11 protein-coding genes and 1 pseudogene are annotated in these 14,831 nt (G+C 40.9%); 3 read left to right on the top strand and 9 right to left on the bottom strand.

The window, feature by feature from the left end; translation table 11 throughout:
- Positions 1-63 precede the first annotated feature (63 nt).
- The gene (locus FTT87_RS04735) at positions 64-1,623 is read right to left on the bottom strand and encodes a phospholipase D family protein (protein ID WP_180042586.1); all 1,560 of its coding nucleotides are present in this window, start codon (positions 1,621-1,623) and stop codon (positions 64-66) included.
- Positions 1,624-1,744: 121 nt separating this feature from the next.
- Here FTT87_RS04735 and FTT87_RS04730 point away from each other — a divergent pair, with 121 nt between their 5' ends.
- Positions 1,745-2,860 carry an S-(hydroxymethyl)glutathione dehydrogenase/class III alcohol dehydrogenase gene (locus FTT87_RS04730; RefSeq protein ID WP_086196977.1) on the top strand — a complete coding sequence of 372 codons (1,116 nt, stop codon included), beginning with the start codon at positions 1,745-1,747 and terminating at the stop codon, positions 2,858-2,860.
- 80 nt (positions 2,861-2,940) lie between these two features.
- Here the strand turns inward: FTT87_RS04730 and FTT87_RS04725 are convergent, their stop codons facing one another.
- Entirely contained in the window at positions 2,941-4,146 is a 1,206-nt protein-coding gene (locus tag FTT87_RS04725; RefSeq protein ID WP_180082198.1) for an amino acid aminotransferase, read from the bottom strand.
- Positions 4,147-4,767: 621 nt separating this feature from the next.
- On the opposite strand from FTT87_RS04725, the gene FTT87_RS04720 reads away from it, so the two are divergent.
- On the top strand, positions 4,768-5,829 hold the full coding sequence (locus FTT87_RS04720) for a 3-deoxy-7-phosphoheptulonate synthase (RefSeq protein WP_180042584.1): 1,062 nt from the start codon (positions 4,768-4,770) through the stop codon (positions 5,827-5,829).
- A gap of 332 nt (positions 5,830-6,161) precedes the next feature.
- Entirely contained in the window at positions 6,162-7,358 is a 1,197-nt protein-coding gene (locus FTT87_RS04715) for a PilT/PilU family type 4a pilus ATPase (RefSeq protein ID WP_180042583.1), read from the top strand.
- A gap of 155 nt (positions 7,359-7,513) precedes the next feature.
- On the opposite strand, the gene gcvH is transcribed toward FTT87_RS04715, so the two are convergent.
- From gcvH to FTT87_RS04680, 7 genes and pseudogenes are all read right to left on the bottom strand, one after another.
- Positions 7,514-7,888, bottom strand: coding sequence for a glycine cleavage system protein GcvH (gene gcvH, locus FTT87_RS04710; protein ID WP_086196973.1), 375 nt, complete (start codon positions 7,886-7,888; stop codon positions 7,514-7,516).
- Positions 7,889-7,959: 71 nt separating this feature from the next.
- On the bottom strand, positions 7,960-8,988 hold the full coding sequence (locus tag FTT87_RS04705) for an AraC family transcriptional regulator (RefSeq protein ID WP_180042582.1): 1,029 nt from the start codon (positions 8,986-8,988) through the stop codon (positions 7,960-7,962).
- Positions 8,989-9,096: 108 nt separating this feature from the next.
- The gene (locus tag FTT87_RS04700; protein ID WP_180042581.1) at positions 9,097-9,546 is read right to left on the bottom strand and encodes a MaoC family dehydratase; all 450 of its coding nucleotides are present in this window, start codon (positions 9,544-9,546) and stop codon (positions 9,097-9,099) included.
- Entirely contained in the window at positions 9,546-11,399 is a 1,854-nt protein-coding gene (locus tag FTT87_RS04695; RefSeq protein WP_180042580.1) for an ABC transporter ATP-binding protein, read from the bottom strand. Before FTT87_RS04695 ends, FTT87_RS04700 begins: the two co-directional genes overlap by 1 nt.
- A 200-nt stretch (positions 11,400-11,599) precedes the next feature.
- Positions 11,600-11,860 (bottom strand): annotated as a pseudogene (locus tag FTT87_RS04690) (IS5/IS1182 family transposase); the annotation flags it as partial.
- A 114-nt stretch (positions 11,861-11,974) separates the two neighbouring features.
- On the bottom strand, positions 11,975-13,396 hold the full coding sequence (locus FTT87_RS04685) for a deoxyribodipyrimidine photo-lyase (RefSeq protein ID WP_180174509.1): 1,422 nt from the start codon (positions 13,394-13,396) through the stop codon (positions 11,975-11,977).
- Between the two features lie 91 nt (positions 13,397-13,487).
- Entirely contained in the window at positions 13,488-14,744 is a 1,257-nt protein-coding gene (locus FTT87_RS04680; RefSeq protein WP_180174508.1) for a mechanosensitive ion channel family protein, read from the bottom strand.
- Positions 14,745-14,831 lie beyond the last annotated feature (87 nt).

The raw sequence follows: 14,831 nt of genomic DNA, 5'->3' as shown, positions 1-14,831 counted from the left end.
TTCCAGTACTCGATGATTTAGAAAGACAAGGCCTGTGTGTGTTTTAATGTAATTAATTTGTCATTACATCATCCATTCAATGGGGAAGTATGACACCGCTTGCATGCTAAAACGCTGAAATCTGGTCGATTGGGGATCATGTGAATACTCTGTGCGAGTTCCATCTTTATGATGCTCTATCCAAATCACTTCACCTTGTGGATTAAGTTTCAATTCATAGGCAATAAGCGGTAAGTATTTATCTAAAGAGTCGGAAATTTGTTGTTGTAAGATAGTGGATTCGACCATCAGTCCTACTTCGCTATTTAAATTGGCGGAACGAGGATCAAAATTGGCAGAACCAATAAACACCATGCCATCTATATCCAAAAACTTGGCATGCAAACTGGAGGCATTTTTCCCCTTAGCTGGAATGACATTACCTGTCATCACTTCATACCAGGTCCGTTTATTGCGTTCGATATAGGGCTTAAATTCATATAGTTTTATCCCGTTTTTCAGTAAATCATGGCGATATTGTCTATAAAAGGCATGGACCAAAGGAACGTCATTGGCAAGGAATGAATTGGTCAGCACTCGAACATTCACGTTGTTTTGGGCTAAACTGGTTAAATAATCCCTGCCTTTTTTTGTGGGGACAAAATAGGCAGAGACCAGCTCCAGATACTGTTCAGGTTTTCCCACAAGCTGCATTATTTGACGGTAAATCAGTTGATTATCCGATGCCTGAGCGCGAATTTTATCGGGTGAATCTGCGACAAAATGTGCTTTTGCCCAGTTAATCGGACGATCTTTTAGATGTTCAGTGATCTGTTTTTCAGCCAGTTCAATCCGCCTTTTTAGCTGGTCTTTTTGTAAGGCAGTCAGCTCATAATATCGACGTAATTTGGCAAGCTGTTCTGGACGACTTTTACCCAACAGCAGGGGTATAGGATAACTTAAATCATCACTCCAAAAGTCCTGAAATACTTTGTTGGCATGCTTCACCGCAGTGCCATAAAACAAAATGTCCATATCGGTAAACTGGAAAGACTCACTGGCTTCAAAGTATTCACGGCTAATGTTGCGGCCACCGGTCACCGCTATGGCACCATCGGCAATAATCAGCTTGTTATGCATACGGCGATTAATTTGCTTGAAACGAAAAACATAATCAAACACGCGCAGTTTTCTGGCTCTAAAGGTATAAGGATTAAAGATTTTAATTTCAAAATTGGGATGCTGTGCCAGTTGTTTTAAGGTTGCATCGAGTTGAGAACCGTTCTGGTCATCAATCAACAAACGGATTTTGACCCCACGATCAGCGGCTTTGAGCAATTCAGCCAGCATCAGATGGCCAATCGAGTCATCTTCCCAGATGTAATACTGCAAATCGATATTATATTGTGCTTTATTAATCAGATGCAGCCTTGAAGCAATACTGATAAAAGCATCATCTAAAGCAAGATAGGCGGTGAGGCCCTGGTTAATTTGTGTATCTACATTGGAACCGTTTAACCAGTGCTCGGCATGCACCTGAATGGGAGACTGCTTTTTGGATTCATTCATCGGCAAACTGCACCCCGTCATTGTAAAAATTGTAACAGCAAACATGACAGCATGCATGGATGGTCTAATCTGCATAATTGTTATGAAGTCATAAAGTTATAAGTACATATTATCATCATGTTATAGGTTGAATCCGACAATAAAAAGAGGTTACTGTAGCTCATCTGTTAAAGAACCCAAAAAGGATAAATTATTCATGAAATCACGTGCTGCAGTCGCATTTGGTCCAGGTCAACCGCTCCAAATTGTTGAAATTGATGTTGCTCCGCCAAAAGCAGGTGAGGTTTTGGTAAAAATTAGCCATACCGGTGTATGTCATACCGATGCCTTTACGTTATCGGGTGATGATCCTGAAGGCGTGTTTCCTGCAGTATTGGGCCATGAAGGCGCTGGTGTGGTGGTCGAAGTTGGTGAAGGCGTAACCAGCGTAAAACCGGGTGATCACGTTATTCCACTGTATACTGCAGAATGTGGTGAATGTTTATTCTGTAAATCGGGTAAAACCAACCTCTGTGTAGCGGTTCGTGCAACTCAAGGTAAGGGTTTGATGCCAGATGGCACCACACGTTTTTCTTATAATGGTCAGCCGATTTACCACTATATGGGTTGCTCAACTTTCAGTGAATATACCGTGGTCGCTGAAGTCTCTTTGGCAAAAATTAACCCTGAAGCGAATCATGAGCATGTGTGTCTGCTGGGTTGTGGCGTAACCACAGGTTTAGGTGCAGTAAAAAATACCGCCAAGGTTCAGGAAGGAGATACCGTCGCTGTATTTGGTCTGGGCGGTATTGGTCTGGCTGTGGTGCAAGGTGCCAAAAAAGCCAAAGCCAGCCGTATTATTGCTATTGATACCAATCCTGAAAAATTCAAACTGGCTGAACAGTTTGGCGCGACAGAATTTTTAAATCCAAAAGATTATGACAAACCGATTCAGGAAGTGATTGTTGAAAAAACCGGTTGGGGTGTAGATCATTCTTTTGAATGTATTGGCAATACCAATGTGATGCGTTCTGCACTGGAATGTGCTCACCGTGGTTGGGGACAATCCATCATTATTGGGGTAGCCGGTGCTGGTCAGGAAATTTCAACCCGTCCATTCCAGCTGGTCACCGGCCGTACCTGGAAAGGCACCGCTTTTGGTGGAGTGAAAGGCCGTTCACAATTGCCAGGTATGGTAGAAGAAGCAATGAAAGGAGATATTCAGCTTGAACCTTTTGTTACTCATACCATGGGACTGGAAAAAATTAACGAAGCCTTTGAGTTAATGCATGATGGTAAATCGATTCGTACCGTGATCCATTTTGAAGACTAAACATTCTCAAATAAAAACGAAATAAAAAACGGGCAGATTGCCCGTTTTTTTTATATCAGCCTAAAGAAATTCGGTCCAAATTAAGCAGTGGCTTTAATGACTTCAGCAATCGATTCCGCCACATAATCAATATTGCTTAAATTCAGACCCGCAACACACATACGGCCACTACGCACCAGATAAATGCCGTATTGATCTTTGAGAATATCGACCTGTTCAGCACTCAGCCCGGTATAGCTAAACATGCCTTGCTGTTTGACCAGATAGCTAAAATCTCGTTCCGGTAAGGCCAGGCTCAGTTTATCTTTTAAAATGTGACGCATTTGAATAATACGTTCTCGCATTTCTTGCAGTTCAGCTTGCCACTGTGCAGTCAGATCAGCATCATTCAGCACATTATCCACCAACAATGCACCGGTCGTAGGTGGGCTTGAGTAAATACGGCGTACTGTTGCCTTTAATTGTCCTAACACTTTTTGTGCAGTGGCTTGATCATCACAAACAAATGTCAGACCGCCTACACGTTCACCATACAGCGAGAAAATTTTAGAGAATGAATTGCTGACAATAAAGTTCATTCCAGCCTGATCGAGTGCGCGAATCGCATAGGCATCTTCTTCTAGTCCTTGACCAAAACCTTGATAGGCAATATCCAAGAAGGGAATCAGATCCTGTTGTTTTAGTACAGCAATCACCTGATCCCATTCAGCAGGTGTCAAGTCTGCACCCGTCGGGTTATGGCAACATGGATGTAATAACACAATACTTTTTGCCGGTAGCTGGCTCAACTTTTCTAGCATCGCTGGCACATTGACGCCATTGGTTGCTGCATCAAAATAAGGGTAGAAGTGCGAGTGAATACCAGCACCATTAAAAATGGCAATATGATTTTCCCAAGTCGGTTGGCTAACCCAAACATCAGATTCAGGAAAATATTTTTTCAGAAAATCCGCACCAACTTTAAGCGCGCCAGAACCGCCTAAGGTCTGGATGGTCACCGCGCGTCCATCACGGCGCGCCGGACTATTTTCTCCCAATACCAGCGCTTGAGTAGCCTGATTATAAGGTTTTAAGCCATCCATCGGTAAATACAGCTTAACCTGTTCATTGCTTGTTTCAATATTCTTATACGCTGCTTTGACCGCTTCAAGTTGAGGCACAATATTGTCTTCATTGTAATAAAGCCCAATACTTAAATTCACTTTTTGTGTCCGTTCATCTTTAGCAAATTCTTCCATTAAAGAAAGAATCGGATCACCTGCATACGCATCAACATGTTGGAACATGAATACATCCTTCGTTATATGGAGTAAAACAAATCAAGCCTTCGGTATAGAATACATTTTATCTTTTAATGCCAATGGATGGTCTTTTATTTTGATAGAAACTGCTCAGCAGTTGAAATATTAAAAAATTATCTAAAGCACGTTAACAATAGAAAAGGATTAGATTTTAAGTTAGAAGCCAAGTTTTATTTGTAAACAATGTATAAGTAAAAGTTTAATGATTGATGTAGTTTTATTTTAAATAAAACTATTGTCAAATATGGCAATACAGCGTATTTTAATTTCAAGATACATACTTTTTTGAAGAAATAAAGATGTTAAAGCAACCTGTACTCTCAAACGCGACTTATTACTTTTGGCAATTTAGATAATTGCCTGAATGCGTTCGGGCAAGAAAAGGTTGCCCACCAAGTTTATAACCTGATCGGGCAACCCTGATCAGGTTTTTTTATATCTTATTTTTTATATTTTGGGAGTTTAGACATGCAAACATTAAATTATTCATACTTTAGCAATTTTTATTGGTTTTACTTTAGTCAATTGATGACTCTTCACACGCAATCCATTAGACCCATAACGCTCAAATAAAAGATTGGACTGAATAGTCCCCAGGAAAGACCAATGAATGCTTTAAATACTGCTTTACAACAAACTCAAACAACTGCAAAAGAAACCATTTTAACTTTGCCTCACCAATTGAAGGCACAATTGCCATTATCGAATAAATTGGCGCAACAAATTGCTGCGCAGCGTCAAACCATTGAAAATATATTGGCAGGCAAGGACCATCGTTTGATGGTGGTGACAGGCCCATGTTCGATTCACGATCCCGTGGCTGTACTTGAATATGCGCATAAATTACAACAATTACAAAGCCAGGTGTCAGATCAGATTTTCCTGGTGATGCGTGCCTATATTGAAAAACCGCGTACCACCATAGGCTGGAAAGGCTTCCTCTATGACCCAAATTTAGACGGCTCATCCAATATGCAATTGGGACTAGAAAAATCACGTGAGTTGTATCTACAAATTATTGAAATAGGTTTGCCGATTGCTTCGGAAATATTAAGCCCAATGGCGACTGCGTATTTCGATGATTTACTGGCATGGGGTGCTATTGGTGCACGGACCAGTGAATCTCAGATTCATCGTGAAATTTCCAGTCATATGCCATACAGCATCGGTTTCAAAAATGGCACCGATGGCTCCATTCAAATTGCACTGGATGCTATTCAATCTGCATCACATCCACATCAATTCCTGGGTCTGGGCCAATCCGGTTTACCGTGTATTTTAGAGTCGCAGGGCAATCCAAAAGCACATTTAATTTTACGCGGTGCAAATTCAGGTCCCAATTACCAGCTGGCGGAAATTGAAAAGATCAAAGAAAAATGCAAAGGTGAATTACCGGCTTTGGTGATTGACTGCAGTCATGGCAATAGCCACAAAGATCCGCTTTTACAGCCCGAAGTACTGCGTACCATTGTGGCAGAACGCAAGCAAAATCATGTTCGAGGCGTAATGCTGGAAAGTCATCTTGTCGATGGTCAGCAAAAGATTTCTTGTGAGATGACTTATGGTCAGTCTGTAACAGATGGCTGTCTGGGTTGGGACAAAACCCTGCAACTTTTGCTGGAGGTAGCAGATTCACTACGTGTTTCACAGTTAAAACGTAGCGCCTGATTTTCTATAAAAAGTTTATCGATGATCAATAATCTATAAATAATGTTGTGATAAAGCCCCTGAATTTAGGGGCTTTTTTCTTGTATAGATCTATTTTTGTTATCTGGTTAATTTTAAACCACGCGTTTATTGATGGTGTATGCAATTTCTATTCATACTTTTAACCAGTTAAAAATAACAAAGTTGAGTACTTTACTATGTTTATGCACAATAGGGAAAAATAGTAATCAATAAAACATGAATTGTTTCTTCACGACTGAGATAAGCATTTAAATAAATTAAACCAATTTCAGTATGCGTGGATCATAGAAACAATTCTCATCGGGGAATATATGTATAGTACGGAATTACTGGAAGAAGCACGTAAAATGATGTTCCATATGCTGACTAAGGTGGTGGAATATGGCGGCTCAGATTTATTTATTTCAGCAGATTTTCCACCGAGTATTAAACATCAGGGCTTAATGAAACCGCTTGGCCAGCAGGCATTGACTGCCGACAAGACCAAGTTGTTTGCCTATAGTTTAATGAATGAAAAACAGAGGCATGAGTTTGAAACCGAGCTGGAATGTAATTTTGCCATTAGTGTTCCCAATGTTTCGCGCTTTCGTGTCAATGTATTCCAGCAGCAATTACATGTAGGGATGGTAATACGAACCATTACCGCAGAAATTCCAAATTTTGACCAGTTAAAGCTTCCCGAGTCCTTAAAGCATGTGATGATGGCAAAACGCGGTCTGATACTTGTGGTCGGTGCTACCGGCTCGGGTAAATCGACTTCTTTAGCCGCCATGATTGATCATCGTAATGAAAATTCTGCCGGGCACATTATTACCGTGGAAGATCCGGTGGAATATGTGCATAAGCATAAGAAATCGATGATTACCCACCGCGAAGTCGGCGTGGATAGTCATTCATGGCACAATGCCTTGAAGAACACCTTGCGTCAGGCACCGGATGTTATTTTAATTGGTGAAATCCGTGATACCGAAACCATGGAACATGCCATTGCCTTTGCCGAAACCGGACATTTATGTTTAGGTACTTTACATGCCAATAATGCCAATCAGGCGCTGGATCGAATTATCAACTTTTTCCCGGAAGAACGTCGCAATCAATTGTTGATGGATTTATCTTCCAATATGAAGGCGATTATTTCACAGCGTTTGGTGCGTACTGAAGATGGACGTGGACGTCGTGCAGCTATTGAAATTTTGCTGAATACACCTTTAATTGGAGATAATATCCTGAAAGGCCAGTTTCATGAACTCAAAGAAATCATGAAAAAATCCCGTGAATTGGGCATGCAAACTTTCGATCAGGCTTTATATGATTTATATAATGAGGGTGCGATCAGTTATGAAGAAGCATTGCGTAATGCCGACTCCATGAATGAATTGCGCTTGCAGATTAAATTGAAAAGTAACCGACAGGATCAAACGGTTCCAGGTTCAGCTGCATCATTCAGTATGCTGCAAGATAAAGATCCGGAAGAGAATCAAGCTAAGACAGGCCCGGAAACACCTTAATCATAAATGTCTTAAGTCAGATACTTTTTTATTAAAAAATTTGAGCTTTCTTTTTCAATTTGCTTTTTCAAAGATTATTTTTTTAAAGAGTACTGCATTTTTCTGACGATAAAAAAAATCAGCCATACAGGCTGATTTTTTTATTTAAAGCAGTATTACAAACCTGCTTCATATTCACTACTGGAAAGCAGTTTCTCTACATCCGCCATGTTGTCTGGCTTGATTTTATAAATCCAGCCTTTGCCATAAGGGTCATCATTGACAAAATCAGGATCATCTTCAAGTGCTGAGTTTACTTCAACCACTTCACCTGAAACAGGTGCATGAATATCAGAAGCCGTTTTCACCGATTCAACTACGCCTGCCTGTTCACCGGCAGTGATTTTCTGACCCACTTCTGGCGCTTCAACATAGACCAGGTCGCCCAAAGCATCTTGTGCATGGTCGGAAATCCCAGTAATAACCAGATCACCTTCAATTTTGACCCATTCGTGTGTACTTGCGTACTTTAACTCTGAAGGGTGATTCATGGATGACTCCTTTAAAATATTCAAATCATTTTTGCCATGTTTTATACATGTTTTTTGATAAAAACAAAAGTTTATAGATAAGGATCTTTACGCCAATTGCTTGGACTACGCCCACTCCAACGCTTAAATGCACGGCTGAAATTGGCGACATCGCTATAACCAATTTCATCGGCAATCTGCTCAAGCGTGTAATCAGTACGTGACAGCAGGGAAGTGGCATGCCGATAACGTACTTCATCTACCAATGTAGAAAATGAGGTGCCTTCGGCTGCCAGTTGACGTTTTAAAGTGCGATCCGACATATGCAGCCGATCTGCCACATTTTCAATACTTAAATAATGCTGTTCAGAATTGGTCAAAATGTCACGCACCCGCATGGCTAGGCGGCGACGTTCGCCCAAGGCAGACAGTTCCGCTTCACACTGGTTAATCGCAATCTGGCTGGCAATTGGGTCAGCATTGACCATTTTCAAGCTCAGATATTTTTTATCAAAACTGCTTAATAGATGTGGCTGTTCGAAACGGAACTGATGCGATGGAAATTTTGCCATGTAACGTTCAAAACCGGACGGTTTGGGAAAATCAAAATCAATCTCCCCGGACAGGTCCTCACAACCGGTCAGGGCTTTGGCCATGGTAATAATGCCAAAGGTCAGGGCAATGGCAATTTCAGTACGTAAGGGTTCAATATCAAAATCACACTGCAACTGTAAGGTCGCTTTTTCACCAAAGGTGGAAAAATAAAGTTGTAAAAATGGCATACGTAGCTGGATAAACCGGTTCGCCAGTATCAGGGCATCAGTAATGTCATGTGCCGTCATAATGGCATAACCAATAAAACCATGAATCGAGATACGCATCTGGGTGCCCAAATGGAAACCCAGTGTCGGCTCGCCAGTTAAACGTAGTGCATGCTTGACCAGTTCATTGGCAACTGGTGTCGGAATACGAAAGTTGGGGTCTGCCAACTGTTCACTGTTTAAATGAAATGGGGTGAAGAGTGCTTCAGCAGTGTAACCCCAACGGGATACCACATCTAACAGCAGCAGTCCATAAACACCCGGTATGCCTTGATCCTGTCTTGGAGAAATCGTTTTCATGCGCCATCCATTGCATTCATTCGTTTTTCTATTTGTAGATGCCATATTGGTATGAGTTGAAACAGTATTCGATTAAAATTGTTGGACAATATTTTTAAAGCCTGAAAATTATTCAGGCTGAACATCTTTTTTAAAGACCACAATTTTAGTGGTTGAAATAAGTAATACATCATGGTTCTGATTGAATGCCTGAGTCACATAACTGACTATAGCTCGGTCATTTTTACTTTTTGATGGCGTAATTGCCACAATTTCGATCTCGACATGAATCTTATCGCCAGGACGGGTCGGACGCGGCCAGCGCAGGCTGGACTCTGAACCAATCAAACCATAAGCGACCGGAAAACACTCAGTCCATAAACGCATGGTAACTGCACAGGTGTGCCAGCCACTGGCAGCAATGCCCTGAAAAACAGGATGTGCTTTGGCCTCATGTTCATCAGTATGAAAAACTTGAGGATCATAAGCATGTGCAAACTGTTTGATTTCTTCTAAGGTCATTTCATATTCACGGCTAATGAAACGATCACCCACTTTTATATCTTCTAAATACAGCATCAATACATATCCTTTTTCTTCAATGCCTGTTGTTCGATTAAAAAACTGCCCGTCTGTCTTTGCCACAAATGTGCATAAATACCACCCAGCGCAACCAGTTCTTCATGCGTGCCTTGCTCTACAATGTTACCTTCATCCAGCACAATCAAACGGTCCATTTGTGCAATGGTGGATAGTCGATGGGCAATCGCAATCACGGTTTTACCTTGCATCAATTCATCCAGACTGGATTGAATTGCCGCCTCTACTTCAGAATCTAAGGCACTGGTGGCTTCGTCTAAAATCAGAATTGGCGCATCTTTTAAAAACACCCGGGCAATGGCGATACGCTGGCGTTGACCACCCGATAGTTTAACACCGCGTTCCCCCACATAGGCTTCATAGCCAGTTTTGCCACGCAAATCAGTGAGCTGTGGAATAAAATCTTCCGCCTTGGCTTTGCGCACGGCTTCAAACATCTCTTCATCTGTTGCATCGGGACGGCCATATTTAATATTTTCAGCCACGGTACGATGTAACAAAGAGGTATCCTGAGTTACAAAAGCAATATTTTTACGCAAACTGTCCTGAGTCACATCTTGAATATTTTGACCATCGATCGAAATACGACCTTGGTTAATATTATAAAAATGCAATAACAGTTGAATCAGGGTCGATTTTCCTGCACCAGAGCGGCCGACAATGCCAATTTTTTCTCCCGGTTTAATGGTTAAATTAAAATGATCAATCACATTTTTATTTTGATAAGCAAAGCTGACATCTTCAAATTTAATTTCACCATGCTGTACCTGTAAAGGTTGCGCATCCGGTTTGTCCTGAATGTGAATTGGACGCCCCAAGGTTTTCATACCATCCTGAATGGTTCCGACATTTTCGAACAGTGCAGATGACTGCCACATCATAAATTCGGCAATACTGTTGAGTTTTAAAATCATGGCGGTCGTTGCAGCAATAATACCGAGTTCGGCCTGACCGTTGATCCATAACCAGATGGCGGTACCTAAAACGCCACCATATAAAACCACACTGAGTAAATTGATGCTGATCTCATACTGTGTGCCCAGGCGCATTTGCTTATATACCGTGATCATGAAATCTTGCATGGATGCTTTGGCATATTTACTTTCACGGCCAGCGTGAGCGAATAATTTCACAGTTTGAATGTTGGTATAGGCATCTGTAACACGACCGGTCATCACTGCACGGGCATCGGCCTGCTGGCTTGAAATCTGGCTTAAACGTGGAATAAAAAAGCAGGCAGCACAAATAAACAGTACCAGCCAAAGCAGCAGAGGCAAAATCAGTAGTGGAGAAATTGCCCCCAGAACCAGACTGATCGTGACAAAGTAGATCAGAACATAGGCAAGCATATCACCCAAAATCACCCAGAATTCACGTACCGCCAGTGAAGTCTGCATTACTTTGGCAGATAAACGTCCGGCAAAGTCATTGTGAAAAAAGTCTAGACTTTGCTGTAACAGTAAATTATGGAAACGCCAGCGTAAACGCATGGGAAACGTACTATATAAAATTTGATGTTTGATAATAGACTGCATATTGGCAAATAAGATATTGGCCAGCAGAATGCAGCTCAAGATCGTAAGATTTTGGCTATGTTCAGCCAAAAAAGTGTCTGGTTGACTCTTGCTTAGCCAGTTCACCAAATCACCGATTTTAGAATAAAGAAAGGCTTCAAAACTTGCAGCAGCTGCAGTAAAGAGCACCAGCAACAATAAATAAGTGCGCACACCTTGAGCGGCTTGCCAGACAAAAGGGAAAAAACGGGTAGGAAGTGGTTCGTTTAAACCTTTGGATGGATAAGGGTCGACGAGTTTTTCAAACCACTGCAACATGCGAATTTCCTTGAGTAAATGGCTGTTAGGCTGAATATTATTGCAACTTTAATAGTATAAATAATAATTTAATGAATATCTAAAAGTCTGATTAAATCAGTAAACTTTTCATTTTAACGGCTTTGTTACATAAATATTTAAAAGCTGAATTTACTCCAAATCATTAAAATTTAGGAGATCACTTGGGTATGAGGTCTACCTCACTCGGTAAATTTGTTCAGTACAGCCACACATACATGAATTTCATTAACCTGGCTTTGAAAATGTCTTGAAGTTAATTGATCACCTAACAATTTGATACAGTGCATTTTGGCGTCAGCTAAACTTCGTCGATGATAGCCCGACCATTTTTTTCAGAAAGTTCTACCTGAGAAACACTGCTTCGCAAGATTAATGGTTTGAATTAATTCATTTCGATCAATTGAACTGATTTTAGAATCTTTCTAGGGCTTGGCATTCTTTTAGGTGGATTCTCCTTGGCACCTTAGAGCAGCATTCAACTGAAACGATTTGTAGATTGCAGTAGTTTTGGGTCTCGCCCTGATTGAGCAGGGCGATTCTTTAATATTTCCAAGTCAGATTGCCTTAAACGCCTCTATAGCACGCTTGCGCGATAAGCTTAAATCCACAATTGCCCGTGGGTAATTTAATTTTCGCACCTGTGGGTAAGCATAAGGATCATGGATTTTTTTTGCATCCAGATGCGCCAGTTCCGGTACCCATGTGCGGATATAATCGCCATTTGGATCAAACTTTTGCGATTGGGTGATAGGGTTGAAGATTCGAAAATAGGGTACTGCATCGGTTCCCGTTGAAGCACACCACTGCCAGCCTCCATTGTTGGCTGCCAAATTGCCATCAATTAAATGCTGCATGAACCATTTTTCACCCAGACGCCAGTCAATCAGCAGGTTCTTGGTCAAGAACATTGCTGTAATCATACGAACCCGATTATGCATCCAGCCCGTTTGCAGCATTTGACGCATACCCGCATCTACAATCGGGATTCCGGTCTGACCTTGTTGCCAAGCATGCAGGTCTTGTTCAGCGTTACGCCATTGAACCTTTTGAGTATTACTTTTAAAAGGCTGATGTTTAGAAACGGCAGGAAATTGATAAAGAATATGTTGATAAAACTCTCGCCACAACAATTCATCTAGCCAGGTTTGTTGTCCCGCATTGTCTATATGAAAATGACCATTTTGTTTTCTAAACACGGCTTGTAAGCACTGCCTGATTGAAACTGTACCGATATTTAAATAAGCAGACAATCGGCTGGTTGAATTAAGATCAGGAAAATCCCGTTCCTGTTGATACTGCTGTATTTTAGAGTCAACAAAATGATTCAAAATATTCAGAGCATAGTCTTCCGTCACAGGCCAAAGCTGCTGTAACTGATCTGATGCAGAGCTTTGCATATAGGTTAATGCACTGATTTTTGTATTTTCTGATTCCAGGTTCAGCTCTATTTTTTCCTGCTTTGCGACTGCTGGATAACATTGCGGTAGGCCAATGCCAAGTAATTCATAACAGCATTTTTTAAACGCACTAAACACCTGATAAGGCTGATTAGATTTATTTGTGATTGAACCGACAGGAAAAATCGTCTGGTCATGATAAAGCTCAAACGGGATCTGATGATTCTCCAGTTTTTTTTGCGTCTGAGCATCGCGTTTTAATTCATTCACTCCAATTTCAATATTGGCATGTACAGCGTCAATACCAAGTCGCAGACAAAGCTGTAGCATCTCGTTGGGGACATCTTTCCATAAAGGAATGTGCTTGATCAGCAGTGGAATATTTAGCTGATTGAGCTGTGATTTTAGCGTTTCCAGTTGACGTAAATAAAATATTTGTTTGGCAGGGCTGTCATCATGTTGTTGCGATTGCTCAGGTGAGAGAATCACCAAGGCAACACAGTTTCCAGATTGAGCTGCATGCCAAAGTGCAGCATGGTCTTGTATACGCAAGTCCTGTCGAAACCATATTAATTGCATGAACGGGGGATGCCTTATTTTCAGTTAAATCATTCAAGTACAAATAAGAATAATAGCAATACGTTTTAACTATTGCATCAGCCCGTTTGTTTTAAAGTTCAGCTTGATCTGCTGAACGTGCCGTGAATTGCCTGAAATCAGCACCGGATGGTGCCTGATAGACTCTTAAACCAAATTCCGGGACAATTGCAATCAAATGATCAAAGATATCAGACTGTATCGCCTCATAATCTTTCCATACTGTCGTATTTGCAAAAGCATAAATTTCCAGGGGCAAACCTTCACTGGTCGGCTGTAATTGTCGAATAATCAGCGATTGATTTTGCGCGATACCTGAATGCTGTTTTAAGTAAAACTCAACATAGGCGCGGAAGGTACCTAAATTGGTTAAACGGCGCTGATTGTATAAAGATTGGTTCGATAGTTGCTGGTTAAAGCTTTCCAGCTCATCATGTTTGCTATTTAAATATTGATCCAGCAATAAAAAATCTTTTAGTTTTTGCTGCTCATCTGGTGTCATAAAATGCACACTACTTTGATCAATAAAGATGGACCTTTTGATGCGGCGCACTCCAGCATACGCCATACCGCGCCAGTTTTTAAAAGTATCTGTTACCAGCTTATTGGTTGGAATAGTGGTTAGGGTTTTGTCAAAATTTTGCACGGTAATGGTATGTAATGACATATCAATGACATCACCGTCGGCATTCAGTGAAGGCATTTCTATCCAGTCACCAATTCGCACCATGTCATAAGATGAAATTTGTACTGATGCTACCAGGGAGAGAATGGTATTTTGAAATATCAACATCAATACTGCTGCCATGGCACCAAAACCTGCCAGCAAGGTAAAGACATCTTTTTTGAGGAAAGTACCTAAAATCATCAAGCCGCAGACAATAAAGATAATCAGCTTAACCAGCTGTAAATAACCTTTAATCGGTTTGTTTTTTGATTTAGGATTACGTTGATAAACCAGATTGAAAATACTTAAAAATTCACTGATGGCTAAAGCAAGAGTGAGAAAAATAAAAGCCTGTGCCGCCATCTGAATCAAAACAGTTACTTTTTCTGAAAGATGCGGAACAGTGACAATACCGTTCATAATCACAATCGCTGGCACAATGTTTGAAACCCGGCGGATAACACTATGCTGGGCAAAAATGTCCTGATTGACAAATTTCATCTTGGAAATCAGTTGGCGGATACCACGAACCACTACTTGCTTGGCAATAAAATTTGCCAGGAATGCCAGTAAAATTAAAATACTGAGAGAGGTGAACATTTCTAGCCATGGATAGTGATCTGACCAGTCCTGAATATTTTGTATGAATGCCAATTGTTCCAAAAACTTACCTTGAATTTTTTAAATTATGGAATAGTGTATAGCGTTATTTTTTTGATTATTATAAAGATAACGTTTTATATACACGAA

Origin of the sequence: Acinetobacter sp. YH01022 (assembly GCF_013420235.1) — a bacterium.
In the GTDB taxonomy this organism is placed as follows: Bacteria; Pseudomonadota; Gammaproteobacteria; order Pseudomonadales; family Moraxellaceae; genus Acinetobacter.
Note: the sequence above shows the minus strand (reverse complement) of the source record. Positions and strands in the feature narration are given on the sequence as shown.

Bases quoted from the DNA above. Each gene is read 5' to 3' on its own strand.
- FTT87_RS04735 (WP_180042586.1), bottom strand. From the start codon at position 1,623: ATGCAGATTAGACCATCCATGCATGCTGTCATGTTTGCTGTTACAATT.
- FTT87_RS04730 (WP_086196977.1), top strand. From the start codon at position 1,745: ATGAAATCACGTGCTGCAGTCGCATTTGGTCCAGGTCAACCGCTCCAA.
- FTT87_RS04725 (WP_180082198.1), bottom strand. From the start codon at position 4,146: ATGTTCCAACATGTTGATGCGTATGCAGGTGATCCGATTCTTTCTTTA.
- FTT87_RS04720 (WP_180042584.1), top strand. From the start codon at position 4,768: ATGAATGCTTTAAATACTGCTTTACAACAAACTCAAACAACTGCAAAA.
- FTT87_RS04715 (WP_180042583.1), top strand. From the start codon at position 6,162: ATGTATAGTACGGAATTACTGGAAGAAGCACGTAAAATGATGTTCCAT.
- gcvH (WP_086196973.1), bottom strand. From the start codon at position 7,888: ATGAATCACCCTTCAGAGTTAAAGTACGCAAGTACACACGAATGGGTC.
- FTT87_RS04705 (WP_180042582.1), bottom strand. From the start codon at position 8,988: ATGAAAACGATTTCTCCAAGACAGGATCAAGGCATACCGGGTGTTTAT.
- FTT87_RS04700 (WP_180042581.1), bottom strand. From the start codon at position 9,546: ATGCTGTATTTAGAAGATATAAAAGTGGGTGATCGTTTCATTAGCCGT.
- FTT87_RS04695 (WP_180042580.1), bottom strand. From the start codon at position 11,399: ATGTTGCAGTGGTTTGAAAAACTCGTCGACCCTTATCCATCCAAAGGT.
- FTT87_RS04685 (WP_180174509.1), bottom strand. From the start codon at position 13,396: ATGCAATTAATATGGTTTCGACAGGACTTGCGTATACAAGACCATGCT.